17 protein-coding genes are annotated in these 20,304 nt (G+C 47.8%); 11 read left to right on the top strand and 6 right to left on the bottom strand.

Annotated elements, in window-relative coordinates; genetic code table 11:
- Positions 1–3 precede the first annotated feature (3 nt).
- From KDD36_08155 to KDD36_08165, 3 genes are all read left to right on the top strand, one after another.
- On the top strand, positions 4–351 hold the full coding sequence (locus tag KDD36_08155; GenBank protein MCB0396610.1) for a four helix bundle protein: 348 nt from the start codon (positions 4–6) through the stop codon (positions 349–351).
- Positions 352–605: 254 nt separating this feature from the next.
- Complete coding sequence (locus KDD36_08160; protein ID MCB0396611.1) at positions 606–1,979, top strand: DUF3472 domain-containing protein; 1,374 nt, start codon at positions 606–608, stop codon at positions 1,977–1,979.
- Positions 1,980–2,326: 347 nt separating this feature from the next.
- On the top strand, positions 2,327–3,532 hold the full coding sequence (locus tag KDD36_08165; GenBank protein MCB0396612.1) for an AraC family transcriptional regulator: 1,206 nt from the start codon (positions 2,327–2,329) through the stop codon (positions 3,530–3,532).
- A 100-nt stretch (positions 3,533–3,632) separates the two neighbouring features.
- Here KDD36_08165 and KDD36_08170 read toward each other — a convergent pair whose 3' ends face one another.
- On the bottom strand, positions 3,633–3,839 hold the full coding sequence (locus KDD36_08170) for a hypothetical protein (GenBank protein ID MCB0396613.1): 207 nt from the start codon (positions 3,837–3,839) through the stop codon (positions 3,633–3,635).
- A 93-nt stretch (positions 3,840–3,932) separates the two neighbouring features.
- Here KDD36_08170 and KDD36_08175 point away from each other — a divergent pair, with 93 nt between their 5' ends.
- On the top strand, positions 3,933–4,481 hold the full coding sequence (locus tag KDD36_08175) for a hypothetical protein (GenBank protein ID MCB0396614.1): 549 nt from the start codon (positions 3,933–3,935) through the stop codon (positions 4,479–4,481).
- 47 nt (positions 4,482–4,528) lie between these two features.
- Positions 4,529–4,732: a YwbE family protein gene (locus tag KDD36_08180; GenBank protein MCB0396615.1), complete on the top strand. Its 204-nt coding sequence runs from the start codon at positions 4,529–4,531 to the stop codon at positions 4,730–4,732.
- 13 nt (positions 4,733–4,745) lie between these two features.
- Here KDD36_08180 and KDD36_08185 read toward each other — a convergent pair whose 3' ends face one another.
- Together KDD36_08185 and KDD36_08190 are read right to left on the bottom strand one after the other, a co-directional pair.
- On the bottom strand, positions 4,746–5,447 hold the full coding sequence (locus tag KDD36_08185; GenBank protein ID MCB0396616.1) for a response regulator transcription factor: 702 nt from the start codon (positions 5,445–5,447) through the stop codon (positions 4,746–4,748).
- Entirely contained in the window at positions 5,440–6,687 is a 1,248-nt protein-coding gene (locus KDD36_08190) for a HAMP domain-containing histidine kinase (GenBank protein ID MCB0396617.1), read from the bottom strand. Before KDD36_08190 ends, KDD36_08185 begins: the two co-directional genes overlap by 8 nt.
- Positions 6,688–6,821: 134 nt before the next feature.
- Here KDD36_08190 and KDD36_08195 point away from each other — a divergent pair, with 134 nt between their 5' ends.
- From KDD36_08195 to tnpA, 3 genes are all read left to right on the top strand, one after another.
- Positions 6,822–7,553: an energy transducer TonB gene (locus KDD36_08195; protein MCB0396618.1), complete on the top strand. Its 732-nt coding sequence runs from the start codon at positions 6,822–6,824 to the stop codon at positions 7,551–7,553.
- 47 nt (positions 7,554–7,600) lie between these two features.
- On the top strand, positions 7,601–8,947 hold the full coding sequence (locus tag KDD36_08200; GenBank protein ID MCB0396619.1) for a hypothetical protein: 1,347 nt from the start codon (positions 7,601–7,603) through the stop codon (positions 8,945–8,947).
- Positions 8,948–9,332: 385 nt separating this feature from the next.
- Positions 9,333–9,797, top strand: coding sequence for an IS200/IS605 family transposase (gene tnpA / locus KDD36_08205; GenBank protein ID MCB0396620.1), 465 nt, complete (start codon positions 9,333–9,335; stop codon positions 9,795–9,797).
- Positions 9,798–10,432: 635 nt separating this feature from the next.
- On the opposite strand, the gene KDD36_08210 is transcribed toward tnpA, so the two are convergent.
- Together KDD36_08210 and KDD36_08215 are read right to left on the bottom strand one after the other, a co-directional pair.
- Complete coding sequence (locus KDD36_08210; protein ID MCB0396621.1) at positions 10,433–12,457, bottom strand: PKD domain-containing protein; 2,025 nt, start codon at positions 12,455–12,457, stop codon at positions 10,433–10,435.
- A gap of 62 nt (positions 12,458–12,519) precedes the next feature.
- Positions 12,520–14,100: a hypothetical protein gene (locus tag KDD36_08215; GenBank protein ID MCB0396622.1), complete on the bottom strand. Its 1,581-nt coding sequence runs from the start codon at positions 14,098–14,100 to the stop codon at positions 12,520–12,522.
- Positions 14,101–14,464: 364 nt separating this feature from the next.
- Between KDD36_08215 and KDD36_08220 the strand changes: the two genes are divergently transcribed.
- From KDD36_08220 to KDD36_08230, 3 genes are all read left to right on the top strand, one after another.
- Positions 14,465–14,929 carry an META domain-containing protein gene (locus KDD36_08220; protein MCB0396623.1) on the top strand — a complete coding sequence of 155 codons (465 nt, stop codon included), beginning with the start codon at positions 14,465–14,467 and terminating at the stop codon, positions 14,927–14,929.
- Positions 14,930–15,074: 145 nt separating this feature from the next.
- Positions 15,075–17,321, top strand: coding sequence for a trypsin-like serine protease (locus tag KDD36_08225; GenBank protein ID MCB0396624.1), 2,247 nt, complete (start codon positions 15,075–15,077; stop codon positions 17,319–17,321).
- 24 nt (positions 17,322–17,345) lie between these two features.
- Entirely contained in the window at positions 17,346–19,112 is a 1,767-nt protein-coding gene (locus tag KDD36_08230) for an agmatine deiminase family protein (protein ID MCB0396625.1), read from the top strand.
- 310 nt (positions 19,113–19,422) lie between these two features.
- Here KDD36_08230 and KDD36_08235 read toward each other — a convergent pair whose 3' ends face one another.
- Complete coding sequence (locus tag KDD36_08235; GenBank protein ID MCB0396626.1) at positions 19,423–20,265, bottom strand: metallophosphoesterase; 843 nt, start codon at positions 20,263–20,265, stop codon at positions 19,423–19,425.
- Between the last annotated feature and the right edge of the window lie 39 nt (positions 20,266–20,304).

The following is a 20,304-nucleotide window of genomic DNA, read 5'->3' on the forward strand; positions in this document are numbered from 1 at the left end:
CTCATGTTCGACTTTGAAAAACTGAAGGTCTATCACAAAGCGAAGGCATTCAACCAGTCTGTGCAGGCCTTCCTGAAAGACAATCCTCTCGACAGGATCACCACCCATCAACTCCATCGCGCTTCTTTCAGCATCATGCTCAACATAGCAGAAGGATCCGGCCGGTTTACTCCCGGCGACAAAAAGAACTTTTATATTATCGCCCGTGGATCTGTCTTTGAATGTGCTGCTATTTTCGACTTCCTGAAAGGTCAGTCTGTTCTGTCCGAGCAACAGTCAAACCTGTTTCGCGATGCTTTGGAAGAACTTTTGAAAATGCTATTCAGCATGATCCAGAGGCTTACGAAGTAAGCAAGAGCATACAGTGTGGGGCATACAGGAGCAGCAAGCCTTCGGATTCCACAGTGTTTTTTTTCCTGTATGCTGTATGCTCAAACTGTATGCTGATCCTCCTCCTTCTCTCTTCCTAAACTCTTTTTCCTCCTCATCCTATCTCGCAGGATAAGATTCTATATAATTCCCGTGAAATTTTATCCGAAAACATGTTCCCGAAGTATTTCCGGTGCCTGATATTCTTAATTCGACACAAACAAAAAATGAAGAACATGAAGCAGATCGGATTGATTAAGTGGGTGCTTGTCAGCGCATCATTTTCCATGGGAATCATCACATCGAATGCCCAACATCTTTGGTATCCGGATAAAAAGAATGGTGACATCATCATGAATGAAGTCATGGTCACCAATACCACAGGATGTTCATATTGGGAGACCATGGGTTGGAATGTAGGCAGCCAGGGTGGTGCATATTGCGGTATTCAGCAAAAAAGCCAGGGAACCAATTTCATCTTCTCCATCTGGGATCCGATCGGAACATCTGCACCGATAACTGCTCCTTATAAACTACCTAACTCAGTCGTAACAAAATTCGGTGGAGAAGGTACCGGTCTGCACTATGATGATAATCTACTGATCGGATGGAAAATGAACACCTGGGTCAGAACCGTCAGCAGGCGCTGGGATTACAAAGGGCATAGCTTCTTCGGTTTCTGGAGTTATGATTATGGCACCAATAAATGGACGCATCATGTGACCATGGACTTCCCTGTAGCCGATGTGCGCTTCAACAGCGGTGGGACAAATTCATTCCTGGAAGACTGGTGCAGTTCCAGCCAGAACTACCGGAAAGGATTATATAAGAACGGGTACAAAAGAACATCCGACACGAAGGCCTGGATACCATGGGGAACGGCTTCCTATTCCGGTAATGGATCGTCATCCACCGATTACAAAGCCAATGCCGGCATCGAGAACGGTGCTTACTTCATGGAGTTTGGTGGCAATGCCATCAAGACTGTAAGCGAGGGACAAGTGCTTAAAATCACCCTTCCTGCATCACCGGTCCTGACCATCGGGCAGTTGTCTTCGATCTCGGTTATAGACAATACGGATTCTCTGAAAGTATCCTGGGTGACCGATCAAACAAAAAGTCCGCAGTTTTCATACACTGTAAAGCTGGTCAACTCCTCGAATGTTACCGTTTCAACCGAAACGGATACGGTGCCTCATTTGAGATCAACGACCATCAACATAAAGAACCTGGCAGTCGGTGATTACACCGTTCATGTTTCCATGATGGACATCTTCGACCAGCAGTCTGATGAACTGACCAAAACCGTAACCATCGGAACAACAACGGGCGTGCTCAATCCAGGCGCCGGATCGAAAAACGCATTCCTGGTTTTCCCGAATCCTTCCAGCAGGTCGGTGAACGTTTTGCTCAATGCTAACGTGATCGGAAAGGCCACCCTGTCTATCCGTGACATCACCGGCCGGGTAGTCATGGATCACGTACCCGTTAGCCGCGGCAATAACGTAATCGACATTACACTTCTTCCCGTTGGGTTGTACATCGTTCAGGTGGTAAATGAAAACAAAGATGCATACCAACAAGTCAAACTGCTGAAAACTGACTTTTAGGGAACCAGGAGTAGAGTGAGTGGATCCTGTGCGCATGGAGCGGGTCGTATGCATATCATGGCATTCGGTTCCGCTCCTTCTGCATTATAAATGCGCTGGAACACCTATAAACACGCCATCCTCTACCACCATTTGCCCGGAAATCATTAAATTTAGCGGATAGGACAGTAGAGTGTCTTTCGAATTTTCATGTGAATTTGCAGGGTGATGGCCATTCCATATATCCTGACAACAAGGTAATCCCCGGTAATCCAGGCAGTGCAACGTCTTTGGTGATTACCTGTGAATTCGCATGAATAAGAGGAAAGCGACGAAAACATACCATCCTTAAATTTCAGAGCATCCGCATGCATCAGGTCCTGATCATATATATCATATTGCAGAGCTTGCTCTTTTTTGCAGCTTTGATTGCAGACAGCAAGAAAGAGAACCGACCCCTGGCATTTTATTTTTTCTACCTCTTTGTGTTTCACACCCTCTTTGTGGTATGTTCCAACGACCCTTTTCCTGACGGGTCCTACAACAATTTGATCCGAACGGGGTATGAATTTGTGGCGCTTTGCAATACAGCGGTGGTTTTCAGCTTTCTGTATTCCATTCTGAACAAACCGATGCCCAGGGCACTTCACCTGTTGTGGCTCCTGCCCTTCCTGCATATTACCATGGACTACCTGACCAGAATCCATATGACCAGGCTTTACTTTGCAGGCTTTTACAACAACTGGTACCTGAGCTTTCCCCTCTACGTCAAGATGCTTTTTGCGGGTTTGCTGATCTGGCAGATTAAAATCTTTAGAAAGGAAATCCGGAAGACCAATGCCTCACAAGAACATCTCCATCTTTTGAAGCTATACTGGGGAAAATACTTTGTTTACTTTCATCTGGCCTTATCCGCCTTGTTGCTGGTATACCTGGCATTCACACTCATAAATGGCCGCTTATTTCATGTGGATATCCCTGTACTGACATACTCTCCCGACTATTACAATCTGATCAACCGGGGCTGCACGGCCTTCTTCATGCTTGTATTCGGCTACCTGGCTTTACGCAATCCATCGGTGTTCAGCATTCGTTCGCCACATCGCCCATTGGAACAAAAGATGGTGGAGATCATCCTCCCTGAGGAAGAAAGAAATCAGCAGAAGAAATCCGAGTTTACGGACGAACAACTCGCACAGTATTCACAGGTACTAGACAAGCTGATGGAAGAAAACAACGTATACCTTGACCATGACCTGTCGCTGAACAAACTGTCAGGGCTTTCACAAATTCCGTCGCGGCATCTCTCACAATACATCAACACCACCTTTAACAAGAACTACAAGGAATACATCAACGGTTACCGCATCATGCATGCGCAAGAGTTGCTTATGAAGGATGATTCCCTGACGATTTATTCCATTGCGGTTGACAGCGGCTTCAACGCCGAATCCACATTTTACCAGATATTCAAGCAACACACCGGTCTGACTCCGAAACAATATCAGGATAAGTTCAGGGCAGAAACGGATGTTTCATGCTGTATGCTGAAAGGGTATACTGAAATTCCATAGCTGGCGCGGATTTGTAATCCGTGACACAGTTAGGCACGGATTACAAATCCGCGCCAGCATAGGGAAACAGAAGTTTCATTCTGTATGCCACAGCTGAAACTCACTTACATGAACATCCGCCCACTGTTTCCAACCCTTCCACATAGGCGTTATAGCTGTCCTTGTCACTAAAATCTTTCTGACATACTTCCTCGCCCTGGCTGTTATTGTTTCCCTGACAGTTAGAACATTCCACGCATTTGCTGCAGGAAGCAAAGCAAATGGAGACGGTGATGAAGATAAATGCCGGTATTTTGAATTTTGTCATGGACAGATTTTTGTCTACAATATAATTGAATTCTAAGCACAGAACAATTCATGAGATGGGCGGGAAATGTCGGCCATTCAGTATATTACCATCATGAAATGGCTCCTCATATTTACAACCACCATCATCGGGTGTTCACCCGCAGTCCAGCCGTCTTCCAACGAATTCCTGCAGGGAAGTTGGTCCGGCATCATTTACGATAACGGTAAATATTTTGACTACTGCGAGATCCATTTTGACAATGAAAGAATGATTGCATGGTGCGGGAATATGGGCTTCCTTGAGGCCCGCTATTATGAAGTTGACGGTGATACCATCCGGACCTTTCATTACCAGGATTCCATAAGATCTATCAGGATGGAATCAGGTGTATTCGGTTATGAAGTGCTTAATAATTCAAGACTACGCCTTAACACGGACACCTTCAAACAATTTGACCTGAACATCCCGGAGCATATGGAACTCGAAAAGTATTTTGAAACAAATCCACAGTATGCTAATGAATTCAGATTAAGACAACGGGCTTTGCTACAGGAACTGGGATTGTTAAACCAAGGCAGAACTGATACAGAAACTCAGATAGAGGACATTCAAGAAGAAATGATACCTCTATTAAGAGCCGATAGTAATTCGGTTCGATAACCCCCAAAAGTCTCGTATCTTTCGTCTGGATTCTCTAAAAAACAATCATGTCAGACGGCACCATACGCGCAAACATCCACATCGGTCAGGCGGTGAAAATTGTTCAGAAGCATGAGCAAAAAACCGGCAGGCTCACTTATGGTCACGTCAAAAGAATTCTCACCAGTGCGGCGGTACACACCCGCGGAATCAAGGTCATGCTGGAGTCAGGGATTGTGGGAAGGGTCAGGGAGATTGTGGAAGAAGAATAAATAAAATATTCCCTCACTCTCCTTGCGGAACATTAAACACAAAACCGACCTTGAAGACATTTTCAATGCTCAGGTTCGGATCGTCTTTGAGGTATTTCCGGATCTTGGTGATGAACACATCCAGACTCCTGCCGAGGAAATAGTCGTTCTCTCCCCAAAGGGCTTTCAGCATATCCTCCCGTTTGATCACCTGGTTGCGGTGGTCCGAAAGGTATTTCAGGATCTCACACTCCTTCTCTGTGATGCGCCTTGAATGGCCACCCAGAATCAGAGATTGGTTGAACGGTTCAAATGTGTACTGACCCAGGGACACCACTTCTTCCACAACCCTGTCCTCCGGTACCCGGCGGATCACGGCCCTGATCTTCCACAACAACACTTCTTCATCAAATGGCTTGGTAATGTAGTCATCCGCACCCAGGCCATAACCCTTTAACTGATCTTCCTTCATGGAACGGGCGGTGATGAATATGATGGGAATCTTATGATCCTTTTTCCTTATCTCTTTTGCCATGCTGAAACCATCCATCTTCGGCATCATCACGTCCAGCAAACACAGGTCGAACGAATTGGATCGATACACCTGCCAGGCCAGTTCACCATCACGGCAAAGCGTCACATCAAAGCCTTCCCCTTCAAGGTAATTGACCAGAAGGAAACCCAGATTCAGGTCATCTTCTGCTAATAATATCCGGGTCCTGGCTTCTTCAGACATAAGGCAATACAATGGTAAAGGTAGCACCGTTTCCTTTCCTGCTCCGGAGCCGGATAGATCCTCCGTGAAGTTCCACGATCTTTTTCACATAGGCCAGCCCGAGACCAAAACCTTTGACGTCATGCACATCACCCGAAGAAACACGGAAGAACTTATCAAAGACCTTCGATTGATGTTCCTTTTCAATACCCACCCCGTTATCGGACACCGACAAGATCAGATCGGAGCCATCATTGGACGTGTGGATGACAATATCCGGTTTATCCTTTGCATACTTGATCGCATTGTCCACCAGGTTGCACAACACATTGGTCAGATGCACCTTGTCGCCCCGCACTGTAAATCGCTCTGCCTCCAGTTCATGTTTCACACTGCCCTGCAGACCTTCGATCTGAATACTCATCGTTTTCAAAGCATCGTGGATGAGCTGATGCATATCCACCTCTCTTTTATCCATCGGCAACTCTCCCCGCTCCAGTGCTGCCATTCCAAGCATGTGTTCCACCTGCAGGCGCAGTTTCTCATTTTCCTGAAGAATAATCTCAGAATAGCGCTTTCCTTTATCATGCAAAAACGGTTGCACTTCCTTCTCCAACATCTTTCCGGCAAGCGCTATATTCGTGAGGGGTGTTTTGAATTCATGGGTCATGTTATTCAGAAACTCCGTCGTTTGCTCTGATATTCTTTTTTCTTTCACCAAAGAGTGAACTGTGTGCCAAGACATGACCAGCACGAGGAAGATGAGGATCACCGAAGTGATGAAGGGTATTCCCATTTCCGCCCGGATGAACGCTTCTTTGTCCGGAAAGGTCAACATAAGGTCAACGCTGTTCTGCTTGGCATCCCCACTGATACACGCCTGGTAGGCCCCTTCTTTGTTGGCCTTGTTGTTAAGAACAAAGCCTGATATGTTGTTGATCGATGCAGGCGCAGGAGTCACCTCGAAGTTGTAATTGATATGAATGTTGTACACCTGCATGTAGTGCTTCAGCAGTGAATCGATCTTGTCTGCCTCGCTTTGCTGCAGGGAGATCTGAAGTCTGGAAAACATGTCCTGATCAGTGTGAAGGGCTTCGGCAGTTTTGGAAAGCACCATATTGGCATTGTCATTGAACACCTTCTCCTTGATCCTGGCAGTTTGCAGGATCCAGTTGCACTGTATCACCAGAACAATTGCAAGCGCAATGGAAGAAATGATAATGAACAGGTAAGTACGGTTCGGCTTCATGGTCTTACTCAAATGTAGCCTTTTTTAACACTGTCCGCCTTTTGTATCGCCGGCAATAACAAGTCATTAACAAGTCAATAACTGGTTGATAACGCCAACGCTTGGAGGATGGCGCTACCTTTGAATATCACCAAAAAAACACCGTTATGAAAAGTAGCCTTTTTGCCTTGCTCGGCCTGTCAGTTCTCATGGGTGTAGACCCAATGAATAACAACAGTCCTGTCCCGGCTGAACCGGATATGCAGTATGAAATTTACGGAAACGCCTTCCAGCGCGCAAAGATGGAGAAGCTTGCAAATGCCGCCACCCTCAGTGACATCTTCCCGAACTTCCCTGCCAGCTGGATCGAGGAATATATTAACGTGGAGCTTGCGGTGATGATCGATGGTGAACTGACAAAGGTAACCGGCACCAATGACACTTTGAATCCGGAGCAAAAAAGCATCCTGAAAAAATTAGACCCCGGCACATTGATCATGATGGATGCAGACTACAGGAGAACCAATGCGGTGACCGGCGTCCTTGAACCAGGTCACATGCACCACCGGACGTTTGCTGTGCCGGAAACGGAAGCCAGCTATCCCGGCGGACCAGAGGCCATGGCGAAATACTTCAGCGATGCGTGCACCTGGCCGATAGCGGCTCAAATGGATCCTTCGTTCAAAGAGAGTGTGGTTCAGTTCACGATAGACGAAAAGGGAAACGTGACGGATGTGCGGCTGTTGTGGTCCTCCGGCAATACGTTAGCGGATGGTTGTTTGTTTGAGACCGTCAGCCGTATGCCCGTGTGGACACCCGCACGGAATTCCAAAGACAAAAAGATGAAACAAACCATTTCCGTTAGAATCTACAATGCCGCACAGACTTCCGGATGCTGAAAATGATACTCCGGTAAAATGCCGGAATAAGGGTTTATCTTTGCCGCATGAAGATTTCCTTCAGCAAAGGTGTACTCTTGTTTTTGTCGGTCATTTACATTTATGTCGGCTTTAACATCAGTGTCTGGAACCGGAAGAATATTTTCCAGTATGACACGCTGATCTATTATGAATACCTGCCCGCCATCTTCATTTACAACGACGCGAAATTTGAGTTTGTAAAGGACGGTGACTTTCCCTTCGTATGGCTGGTGGAAGGCCCCAACGATTCATACATCCCGAAAACAACCATGGGCGTGTCCATCATGTACATGCCATTCTTCCTGATCGCACATGCCTATGCCGTCCTCACAAGTGGCGATACCTCGGGATGGTCGTTGCCCTATCAGATCATGATCTACTGGAGCGGCATGATCTATGTCTTACTCGGCGCCATATTCCTAAGGAAGTTCCTGCTGCGCTATTTCTCCGATAGTGTCACCGGTATCACCCTGCTCCTGCTCTGCTTCGGAAGTAATCTTTTTTACTACGCTACTTCCGAGCCGACCATGTCGCATGCTTATTCGTTTTTCCTGTTCTGCACGCTGCTGCAAACGTTCTCCTCCTGGTTGGAACGAAACCGGATGGGAACATCCATCCTCCTAGGATTGGTTGCCGGTCTAATCATCCTGGTCAGGCCATCCAACGGACTGATGGTTTTGCCGCTGGTGATTGTTTTTATGCTTCAACACAAGGAAAATCTGATTGCTGCTCTTAAAGAACGTTGGGGCGGACTGGCACTTGCGTCCCTTGCAGGTTTTGCCGTTCTATTATTGCAAATGGTTTATTGGAAATACGTCACGGGAAGTTGGCTGGCATACAGCTATGGTGAAGAACGATTCTATTTTGATCGTCCGCACCTCACGGAAGGATTATTCGGATACAGAAAGGGATGGCTGTTGTACACGCCCATTATGGTGTTTGCTTTGGTGGGTATTGCCTTATTGTCAAAGGAATTGAAGCACTGGCGATGGGCCACCGCGGCATACATCGCATTACATGTATATGTGGTGTACAGCTGGTGGTGCTGGTGGTATGGAGGAAGCTTCGGCAGTCGCCCCCTGGTAGAAACCTATGCCCTACTAGCGCTTCCTTTCGCTGCAACCATCAGATTCCTTTTTGATAAGGGACGAAAAAAAGTGGTCATGAGTGTCGCAGCGTTTGTCCTGTTGGCATGTCTTGGATTAAACTTCATCCAGACATTACAGTACAGGAAAGGGCTCATCCATTTCGACAGTATGAATAAGCGTGCATACTGGAAAGTATTTTGTTCATTTCCTGACAGGGTAACGATGCTGCCGTATTTTACACCTGAGACGGATTATGATCGCGCAATGTTGGGAGAAGAGGAATAATAAACCGCAATAGCACAGACATCTCCAGTTTCAACATGCAGTGCGAGCCTGTCTGCCATCACACACAGCTCCTACCTGGGCAGGCAGGCATACACACAGGCACTGAACCACACTATTTACCAAGTGATTCCGCCTGTATGCTGTATGCTCTTGCTGTATGCTGAAATTGTATGCTAGCTTTTCAGGCAAATGATGGTCTAATATCACTTCAGCAAATTCTTGCATCACTTTAGCCCGCTTTCTTCACCGAGAATATTCAGATTTGACAAAACCTGATTCATTCAGTGCCTGGAATGTTAAAGAAGGGGCATAGCCCTGACATCTTCGTAGAACAACGCAATTTATCGCAACAGAATAGGGGCGTAGCCCTGATATTTTATTAATCATGGTAAACACATACACACAAATATATATTCAATTCGTTTTTTCTGTAAAGGGCAGAGAAAACTTAATTAAAGAGCGCTTTAGAGACGAATTGGAAAAAGTAATGTGCGGAATAATAACAAATCAAAAATGTAAAATCTATGCCATCTATTGCAACCCGGACCATGCACATATTTTCGTGGGAATGCACCCTATGACGGCCCCTTCCAAATTAATGGAACAGGTAAAATCAGGTTCTTCCAAATGGTTGAACGAAAAGAAATATTTACCCGGTAAATTTGCCTGGCAAGATGGTTATGGGGCATTTACCTATTCCAAATCACATATAGACAAGGTGGTGAAATACGTTTTGAACCAACCAGAACATCACAAAAAGCAATCATTCAGGGATGAATATTTGTTGCTGTTACAGAAATTTGAAATTGAATATGACTCAAAATATTTGTTTGAATGGTATGATGAATGAAGATCTCAGGGCTAACGCCCCTTCATTAACGTCCCTGGTATCCAATTGCTACGAAGACGTCAGGGCTACGCCCCTTTGCCAACTGTACGGAATAATATGGCCAGATTGCTACCCAACGCATAATGGAAAACCAAAAAAGCCCTCAACGGATTTCCTTTCACCAGCAACGCAGAAGACAGAGCTACGCCCTTTGCCAACAATGCCTCCCTATTTCACGCCGGCTTCAGATTATGATAATACACGTCTAAGGAAAGAAGAACATCCAAAAAATTCATTACACATGAAAAGGGGCGTAGCCCTGACGTCTTCGTAATACAACGCAATTCATCGAAACAAAAAAGGGGCGTAGCCCTAACATCTTCGTAGAACAACGAAATTCATCGAAACAAAAAAGGGGCATAGCCCTAACATCTTCGTAGATCAACGTAATTCATCACAACAAAAAAGGGGCATAGCCCTAACATCTTCGTAGATCAACGTAATTCATCGCAACAAAAAGGGGCGTAGCCCTGACATCTTCGTAATACAACGAAATTCATCGCAACAGAAAAAGGGGCATAGCCCTGATATTTTAAAGATGATAACAAACAAAAAGGCACTCAACGGATTCCCTATCACCAGCTAAGAAGACAGGACTAACGCCCCTTCACCAACTTCCCATACCACACACTCGTTTCCGACCGCACCACCACAAAATAGATTCCGGACGGATGGGTAGACAGGTCAACACGGACCGGCTTATTCGACGATGCGGACATCTGCTCCCTAAGTATCACCCTACCGCTGTGATCCATCACGGACACTTGTGTTTCCCTTTGTCCTGCATCCGGAATAGTGATCATGAACACACCGCTGCCCGGATTCGGAAATACATTCACAACCATCGGCTCACCCGAAGTTGCAATGCCTGTAAATACAAACGGATAGATATCAGATGTGGATGAACACCCGTTTCCATCTGTGACCTCCACAGTGTAGTCCCCTTCATCCACCGGCGTATAGGACTGCGAAGTTGCACCCGATATAGGTTGGCCGTTCAGATACCACTGGTATGTGACACCCGGAATACTGGCGGTTAGTACCTTGTTCTGTTCGCTGATGGTTGGCTTACCCGGACCGGGATCTACCGTAACCACAGCCGGGATAAGGTCGCTATGGCAAGCTTCCGCTTCCACCTCCCAATCGTAAAAGTAATAGTAGTAATCTGTGCTGGGAGCGTTGGTACCGGTAATGGATACCAGTCCTCCATACTGATAAGGGAATGCCCCACCCGTTGTACTTCGGTATAGATCGATGGTAGCAGAATTGATCTGCAAAAATCTGCCGTTGCCCTGTGGAATGTCAAAGTCAAGGATCACGCGTTGCTCACCCAGATTAAGATCAACTGTTTTTGTGGCGATCACATTTCCACCGACCCCGTCCTTCACGACAATCTCCCTTGGGCCGGCAGAGCCGGCATACACTTTTACACTGCGCAAACGGAAAGACTGGACGGCATCAAAGTTCAAACCATAACCGGCCGAGGCATGCATGCCACCGGTGCCGATCAAAGTATCCACCGGACCAAGGGTACCTGTAGCAACATTCTCCTTTGCCCTTACATAATAAGTGGTGGTCGTATTCAGCGCAGGGGTGATGTATGAACTTCCTTCCCCTACCCTGTTATTCCCGGCAGCGTCATCAAACCACTCGAACACACCCGTGCTGCCTGAAGCAGTGAGCGTAGTGCTGTCACCACTGCAAATATTTGCTCCACTGGCAGTGGGTGCGGACATGATGTACACATCCACCTGTTGTGTGGTCTGATCGGAACTACCAGCACCATTGTCTACCGTGAGGGTAACGGTATAGGTGCCATTTGAAGAATACGTATGCGTGGGGCTGGCCGTTGTGGAAGTATTGCCATCACCGAAGTCCCACAACCAATTGGAAGCACCAGTAGACTGGTCCGTGAAGCTAACCTGTCCATCACAACTCCGCGTGGTGCTGGCGGTAAAACTCGCCGTGATAGCGCTGATGCGGAAGTCCCACACCCCCTGCCCCCATGTGGAGAAGCGCACCACTTCCTGGTTACCATATTTCACACAGTATACGATTTGTCCCCAGAAAACGGGTACGTCGTCATCGGTAGCCAACGGATACCATTTCTCTTCGGCAACATTGAACACATACGGCCCCATGTTGGTTGATGCAAACACCATGGTTCCATCCGCTGTACCGGCCATTCCGTTGACCTCGGCAGCGGGAAAATAATTTGCCCCGCTGCCGGTCACGTTTTTCCAGGTAAGCCCTCCGTCATTCGAAAAAATTGTTTTGACCGACGTGCCCGACTGGGATGCGAACAGCACGATCTTCTCATCCAAAGGTGAGCTCCAGCCCATGCCCCTGTTCTGGCTTGATGCACTCATGCCCGTAGCCGACTGCCCCGCGATCTCCGTCCAGGACGTACCGCGGTTGGTTGATTTGAACACCCGGCCATCCTGTAAGGCATACACCACATCAGGATTCACATGCGATTGGGCAATGCCCTGCATATAGTCGCTTGAATTGGAAAGATCCTGTTCCACCTGAGAGAACTGCTGGGTGGATGAATTGAACTCGATCCGTCTCAGGGTGCGGCTCAGCACCCAGATGCGATCACCATCATCCCAGTCGCCCACCGAAGGTGTGAAGTAGTATCCTCCGTTGAAATCGTAAGAAGAGGATGAGTTGCTGGTTCCGCTCAGGCCTTTATATGTATTTCCAATTGTATGCGGCTGAAAACACCTTCTCCGAAATACTCATACTTCCATCCGATAATGCCGTCTCCCGTGATGCAACAAGGGCCGTCACCACCGCCCACCTGATCCCAGGATAACATATCGTTGCCATAGGTATTCAGGCGGGTATTCTGCCAGCCCTGGTCCTGCGTACCTACCGTCATGTCGTCGATGTTTTTTGCACCGTACATAAATCCGCCGCGGTATGTTTCCTGTGAGGGCTTTCCGAACAGCGAGATGTTATAGTACACACCATCGATGTCACTCTTATTGGGATAACTGGTCTTGGTCCACTCGTTGTATGAGACGAACACACCACCGTCGGTTGCACGCAGGGTCAAAAGGTCTCCATTCTTATCATAGAAAAACTGACTACCCTGGATATCGGGATGATAATTCACCCGCACCTTCGGATCATTACCGACGGAATTTTGGTAATACCCCCAGTACTTGTTCGCATCAAAATTGGTGGTAGCACCTGCATCACGCGTAGTAAGGGGGTTTGAATATCCTCCGATAAGGATATTGGGGTCTTCCGGATGTACACCGGGATAGTGACCCGTTTCCATGTCATCACTTATATCATTATAGTAACAATTAGAGGTGTGCTGATAGGCCCATGTCTGACCGTCATTGGTGCTCACATGCCACTTTTTGTTGCTCAGAGTAACCCAGAGTTTGCGGTTATCTCCACCTATACCGATACGTCCACCGGTGGCAATCGTACCCACCTGGGTGAAGGAAGTTTTCTGACTGTTTAGTTTAAAGAACTTGCTGTCTACCGCCAGATAAACGGATTCAGCACCCGGCTGACTGCTCCAGCGTGGCGAATACATCCGGGCATAGCTCGCGGATGAACCGATGGTTTGAAAAGATGAAAATGAAGTACCCAGGTTGGTAGAACGATATACCACCTTTCCATCGGTGGCATAAAGCACGTTGTTATCCTGACGGTTTACGATGGTACTTTTAAGGGATGAAGGCAGACCTGTGGCGTTGGTCCAGGTTTGTCCCTCGTTATCGGAATACATAATACCTCCACCTTCCAGTGCAGCTATGACGCGCCGTCCGGAACCATTCGGCAGTACGATCAAATCTTCAAACCGGTAAGGATGTTTCGGAGTGATGAGGGTCCACTGATCGTCGGTCAGGGTACCTTTCCATATGAACTGAACCCCGCCATAGTGACCGTTGGTGATGGCATATACGGTGTCGGTTCCTTCATCCATCTCCGTAAAATAAAAAGAACCCGGCATGTTGTATGGACCACGGTTCACCCATGTTCCACCGAGTGCACCCCCGGCATAAGCTTCTATCCCGCGCTGCACGGCAGCCTGTTTTAATGAATTCCTGACCTGTTGCATCTCCCGTTGAAACAACGCCGCTTCTTCTGATGTCCAGTTCCGGTTCTTATCAGGGTTGTGTTCATTCTCATCTTCATGATCCACATCCATAACCATCGGCCTCATGTTACCGGGTACTTCGGTATGCCGGTTTACATTCAACAGACAAATCGCGATCGCCGGGACCAGCGCAAAACTCAACCAAAACCTCTTTTACTCATAGTGTAGGGACTTTTTATAGTTAAGGTAAACAGGATGCACAAACCCCATCCTCCATGCTTCCGACCTTTGCACCGAAAGCTTGTAGCATGCAGGTTCAGACCGGTTACCCCGACCCGCACCTTTGTTTACCTAAAAATGAAAATTGTGGTTACTCTAACTCTACTGTCAGGGCTAATATATAAAATAGATATGGAATTTAATAAGGAAAAAAGACATATCCCAGAATTTAATACCGATTTATCGAGTCAACTTTGAATACAGGCAAAATATTTGATGGCACAATGTATCTCCGATCAATGCATTCTTGCTTGCCCTTTACAATCTTTCTTCTTTACCTTTACCCATGCACCAACCGATACTCACCTTCGCCCTCTTTCTGTTCCTGGCATCCTGCCAGACCAACAAGTCTGCAACTTCACCTAAAGATGGAAAGAATATCCAAACCGGCATCCCCGAAACCCCTGTTGACATAAGGGGAAAGTTTATGTTCATCAATCATGAATGGGCAGCATTTACAATAGACAATCCCGCAGGCGTCGTGTTGAATTTCACCAGTGATAGCTCTTTCAGCGGATTTACCGGATGCAACGAAATGTTCGGCCCATATCACCTCAAGGGCGATAGCATTTATTTTGACCGGATCGGCGCAACGCGAAAAGCGTGCCCCAACACGCCCTGGGAAAATGATTTGCTTACCATCCTTCGTGAATGCCGCCTGTGGAATCTGCAAAACGATACACTCACACTTGAAACCCCAGATAAAAGAAAAATTTTTTGGATGAAGGTGACTGAAAATCAAAAAGATTGACATTAACGATCATCCGTCATGCTCAATATAAAACCCTAATATTGAAAATTTCACGTATTGCCTTTCTGCCTGTCGTGCATTAATTTGCTACTGGTTACGATTTAGTTTATTACTCCCGCTTCTTTTTTATTAAAACCCCGACGCTATGAAACTTCATGGAAGCTATCGTTTTATCTCATTACCAGAGAAAGGCATATTAATGTTGATCCTGGCCATATTACTGTCTTTTGGCAGTGCATGGTCCCAAACCCACAAAGACCAGGATCCGGATGAGATCATCCAGATCGTGGGTGGAGAAAATAGTTCCGCAGAAGAGCTTCCCTGGCAGGTTTACATCGGCGGGTGTGGCGCCACGGTCCTGAGTGACATGTGGGTGATGACAGCTGCCCACTGCCAGCCATCCACCGGACAAACACTTACATTTGGCATGACCCGCCGCAGCCAGGGAGGCACCCAAACCCGTAAGGCTTCCCAAGTCATTTACTATCCTGGCAACAGCGGTGGCTCTACGTCAAAACCGGATTTTTGCCTCATCAAACTTGATCAGGCCCTTGACCTGTCCGATCCGAAAGTACAAGCCATACCTTGGGTAACAGCAAGTGATGCCACCAATGGAATGACCGACCCCGGTGTCATGGCGCTGACCAGTGGATGGGGCACCCTGTCTTCCGGTGGCAGCAGTCCCGACGTACTTCAAAAGGTTGAAGTGCCTATCGTAAAAAGCAGCGATGCCGGTTATGGCAACCAGATCACCGAATGGATGATCGCGGCCGGCTACATGGGAACCGGCGGCAAGGATGCCTGCCAGGGCGACAGCGGCGGACCGTTTATTGTTCGCAACGGGAGCTGTGGCTGGAAACTTGCAGGCGTTGTAAGCTGGGGAGATGGTTGTGCAGAAGCAAACTACGCAGGTGTCTATTCCCGTATTTCATATGCTGATGACTGGATCAGGCAAACCACCGGCCTGGACCCTAATGCAGCAGCAGGCAGCGGATGTATCTCTCTTTCATCCGACAACCAGTTGCTATGCGCCGGACAATCCGCCACATTTACCGCAACCAGCGATGGTGCCGTATCATTCTCCTGGAAATTCACGGGCGGACAACCTTCCACATCCACCTCACAAAATCCGGTCATCACTTACAACACAGCCGGTACTTATCCGGTATATGTGAAAGCCACCATGTCCAACGGAGACACTACATCCATTAACCAGGTAGATTACATCACCGTGATGCCCTCCACCCCGGATCCGGTCGTACCGGATGTTTCCCGCTGCGGAGCAGGTGTTGTGAACATGACCGCCACCGGCACAGGAACAATGAACTGGTATGATGCCGCCGTTGCAGGCAACCTGGTTCACACCGGAAACACTTACAGTCCAAACTTATCTAACACCACGACTTATTATGTAGAAGCGCTGGATGAGAAAGCCGCGGTCAAAGGCGGACCCTCCGATAATACCTTCGGGTCCGGAGGTAACTTCACCAGCAATGCAGACCGCAGGTTGTATTTCGATGTATTAAAACCCGTCGTCCTGAAATCCGTCAAAGTATACGCCACCGGCGCAGGCAACCGCACGATTGTGGTCCTGAACAGCTCCGGTGACAAAGTCGGCGAAGTCACTGCAAATATTCCCGACGGTGAAAGTCGTGTCACACTGGATATCACCCTGCAGACCGGAAGTCAGTTTGCGATCAAGACGGATGATATTCCCAATCTATACCGAAACAACAGCGGCGCAAACTATCCTTATAACATCTCCAACCTGGTAAGCATCACAGAAACCGATGCTGGTTCTGCCGGGTATTATTACTACTTCTATGACTGGGAAGTAACGGAAGCCGTTTGCGAAAGTCAGCGTGTTGCAGTGACCGCTACCATCACTTCAGGCTCGCTGAACACTTCAACATCCAATGCGCCTGACAATGGGACCTGCAATGGCACAGCTACAGTGACTGCCACCGGAGGAAGCGGCACATACACTTATCTATGGAACGACCCTGCTTCCCAAACCGCTGCCACAGCTACCGGACTTTGCACCGGCAACTATACGGTGACCGTTTCAGATGCGGGAGGATGCACGGCCACAGAAACTGTCACCGTGCCGCTCAACACTTCACTGGGTGAGAATAGTGCTTCGGTATTGACCGGCATCTATCCGAATCCAACCACTGATCACATCACCGTGAATGTACACGTCAATCACGCTACCGGACTACAATTAAGCGTGGTGAACACCCTGGGCGAAACGATCATTGTTTACACAGCCTCAGGCATTCCGGGAGACAACAGTTTCCCTGTTGATATGTCGGCTCTTCAGTCAGGCATTTACTTTTTGATGATACAGGATGAGCAAACCACCCACACCGCCCGAATTGTGAAATACTAAAAAACGTACCCCTACACCTCAACCATGAAACACCTCTACCTCACTACTCTTTCCCTGATTGCCTCCTGTGTCGTCTTTGCCCAATCTTTGCCAAAGGGCATGACACCGGAGGAAGAAGGGATGATGGAAGAATACCTGTCTACCCGCAGCACGGAAAGCATGCAAACCGTCGCCCCTCCTTTCAATAGTTTAAGAACCGCTGCGGAATGGGAAGAAGTGCAATCGCTGGTCATTACATGGACAGGAGATTACAATGACATCCAAAGTCAGATCGTGGATGCCGCACAGGATGAATGCGAAGTGATCATTATTTGCTCTAACCAGTCTACCGTGAAGAGTGCCCTGCAGTCACGCGGTGTTCCCCTTACCAACCTGTCTTTTGTCCAGACCCAGTTCAACTCCATCTGGGTGAGGGACTACGGCGCCAATTCAGTATACGCGAATGATGTGGACTCGCTCATCCTGGTGGATTGGATCTACAACCGTCCGAGGGCCAGCGACGATGTGGTGCCACAAGCCTATGCCCAGTTCAAAGACCTCAGCTTATACACCACCAACTCCAACCCTGATAAGATCATGGCAACCGGCGGAAACTGGATGAGCGATGGTTTCAGTACGGCATTTTCTTCCAAACTGATCCTGGATGAAAACGACGGGACCGGAGACTATGGCTTGTCTTACCCCAGCCATTCGGAAAACGAGATTAACGATATATATAAGCGGTGGCTCGGCATCGACAATTATATTAAGATGACTGTGTTGCCGTATGATGATATCCATCATATCGATATGCATATGAAGTTGATTGATGAAGAACGCTTGCTGGTGGGTCAGTTTCCGAACGGCACCTCTGATGGTCCGCAGCTTGAAGCCAACCTGCAGTACATCCTCAGTAACTTCAAGAACCAATGGGGTGAACCATTTAAGATCGTACGTATTCCCATGCCACCGAGCACAGGCGGATTATATCCACCGGACGGATACTACCGCACCTATGCCAACCAGACCTATGTAAACAAAACCATCCTGCTGCCCGTTTACCGCGAAGAGTTCGACTCCACCGCACTGCGCATTCTTCAGGAAGCAAATCCGGGTTACCGCATCGTCACGATCGATGTGGACAACAGCAATGAAAACCTTATTTCCCAAAGCGGTGCCATCCATTGCATTACCCATACCATTGGCGTAGCAGACCCGATGTGGATCGCGCACCAAAGTCTGAAAGACACCTGGGACCAATCAAACCCCTACACCGTTGATGCATTGATCAAACACCGCAGCGGAATCAAAAAAGCCACGCTCTACTACAGCACCACACCAGGCACCGGTTACACGGCAGTACCGATGACCGCATCGGGCTCAGACATGTGGGCGGCAAATATCCCTGCCCATCCGGGAGGAACCACCCTTTACTACTATGTGCAAGGCGAAGCCAACAACGGGAAAAAACTGACGCGTCCCATCACTGCGCCGGAAGGATACTGGACATTCAAGGTACTGGGGGATCCTTTAGGCCTGACTGATCCAACCACATTGGTGGGTATGGGCGACATCTATCCAAACCCTGCATCCGCCATAACAGTAATCCCATTGGAGCTGCCGGTCAGTGTTGATGGAACATTGATCATGTATAATATGCTTGGGCAAAAAGTACACACGATTCACGAAGGGCATTTCCCTGCACATACTAGGAATTATTTTATCAATGCAAAGGATTTTGAACCGGGAATTTATACCGTCGTTTTTCAAACAGAGAAAACGAAACATTCCCTTTATTTGGTGATTGAGTAGCTAATCAGATAATTTACAAATCTGCTCTTATCCTTTTCAATTCCTGATGTTCTCCTCCCAGATCACGATTGTTCCTTTCCGCGAACCACCAGAAAATTGCCGGTATGTTTATTATTCCTCTTCCCGGGTAACCCGGAAAATGCCTCCATTAGCCGCAGGAAAGAAAAAAACCTTTCTACAGGCGATAACGCAAGAAACGCTTTCTCACGCTCGCTATTACTTTCCTCTTTGGATGTGAACCTGATCTTCATTCTTATTCTCAAAAATACGAGCTTTGATCGATACTTACAGAATTAAGTAGCAATCCGGATCAAACCGCCTCCAACTCAAACACCGTGATCTCCGGCCGCACATTAAACCGTATATGGTGCAGGTTTCCAAGTGCCCGGTTGATGTATAGCCTACGGCCATCTTCCAGGTCGATCTCTCCCGCGGTATACTTTTTATTCTTTACCGGCAACATGGGAGGGTCCAGGAACGGTGGTTTGCACTGGCCGCCGTGGGTATGCCCGGACAGAACCCAGCCCTGGTAATTATTCCACACATCCATATCACATACGTCGGGGTTGTGACAAAGCACGATGTTGGCTTTGGCAGCGTCATAGTGATCCATCGCCGGAGCGGGATTGAAGTTCAGCCCCCAACAATCATCCAGGCCAATGAAATTCAATCCATCTATCTCATGCTGACGGTTTCTGAGCACCTCCACCCCGACGTTGGTCATTTGGCCGGTAATGTTATCAGCCACTTCCGGCATCCGCCAATTGCGTCCGTAGTCATGGTTACCGAGTATGGCCACCGTACCCAGTTTTCCTGTTACCGCATGTTGCAACACTTCATTCAGCTGCCTCAACTGTTCTTTCCCCCTATACGTCACATAATCGCCGGTATATACCACAAAGTCGGGTTTATATTTCTTCGCTTCCTCAAAGGATTCTATGATAAAGTGGTAGTCAAATGCGTTACCTACGTGCATGTCGCTGATCTGCATCAGAATTTTTCCGGACAGGTGCGGCGGAAGGTTCTTTATGGGTAATTTTCGTTGCACAAACTCCAGCCAGAAAGGCTCAACCTTCCATGCATATAGCCATGCCATCAGACCCATCCCGGCGGCGCCCCACAAACTCTTTCTTATAAAACTTCGTCGCTTCATACACGCACAAACCGCATGGCGGCCGTTCTATTCTCTGCA

It is taken from the genome of Flavobacteriales bacterium, assembly GCA_020435415.1.
Classification (GTDB): domain Bacteria; phylum Bacteroidota; class Bacteroidia; order JACJYZ01; family JACJYZ01; genus JACJYZ01.

Coding starts and splice junctions, on each gene's coding strand:
- KDD36_08155 (MCB0396610.1), top strand. CDS start 4: ATGTTCGACTTTGAAAAACTGAAGGTCTATCACAAAGCGAAGGCATTC.
- KDD36_08160 (MCB0396611.1), top strand. CDS start 606: ATGAAGCAGATCGGATTGATTAAGTGGGTGCTTGTCAGCGCATCATTT.
- KDD36_08165 (MCB0396612.1), top strand. CDS start 2,327: ATGCATCAGGTCCTGATCATATATATCATATTGCAGAGCTTGCTCTTT.
- KDD36_08170 (MCB0396613.1), bottom strand. CDS start 3,839: ATGACAAAATTCAAAATACCGGCATTTATCTTCATCACCGTCTCCATT.
- KDD36_08175 (MCB0396614.1), top strand. CDS start 3,933: ATGAAATGGCTCCTCATATTTACAACCACCATCATCGGGTGTTCACCC.
- KDD36_08180 (MCB0396615.1), top strand. CDS start 4,529: ATGTCAGACGGCACCATACGCGCAAACATCCACATCGGTCAGGCGGTG.
- KDD36_08185 (MCB0396616.1), bottom strand. CDS start 5,447: ATGTCTGAAGAAGCCAGGACCCGGATATTATTAGCAGAAGATGACCTG.
- KDD36_08195 (MCB0396618.1), top strand. CDS start 6,822: ATGAAAAGTAGCCTTTTTGCCTTGCTCGGCCTGTCAGTTCTCATGGGT.
- KDD36_08200 (MCB0396619.1), top strand. CDS start 7,601: ATGAAGATTTCCTTCAGCAAAGGTGTACTCTTGTTTTTGTCGGTCATT.
- tnpA (MCB0396620.1), top strand. CDS start 9,333: ATGGTAAACACATACACACAAATATATATTCAATTCGTTTTTTCTGTA.
- KDD36_08220 (MCB0396623.1), top strand. CDS start 14,465: ATGCACCAACCGATACTCACCTTCGCCCTCTTTCTGTTCCTGGCATCC.
- KDD36_08225 (MCB0396624.1), top strand. CDS start 15,075: ATGAAACTTCATGGAAGCTATCGTTTTATCTCATTACCAGAGAAAGGC.
- KDD36_08230 (MCB0396625.1), top strand. CDS start 17,346: ATGAAACACCTCTACCTCACTACTCTTTCCCTGATTGCCTCCTGTGTC.
- KDD36_08235 (MCB0396626.1), bottom strand. CDS start 20,265: ATGAAGCGACGAAGTTTTATAAGAAAGAGTTTGTGGGGCGCCGCCGGG.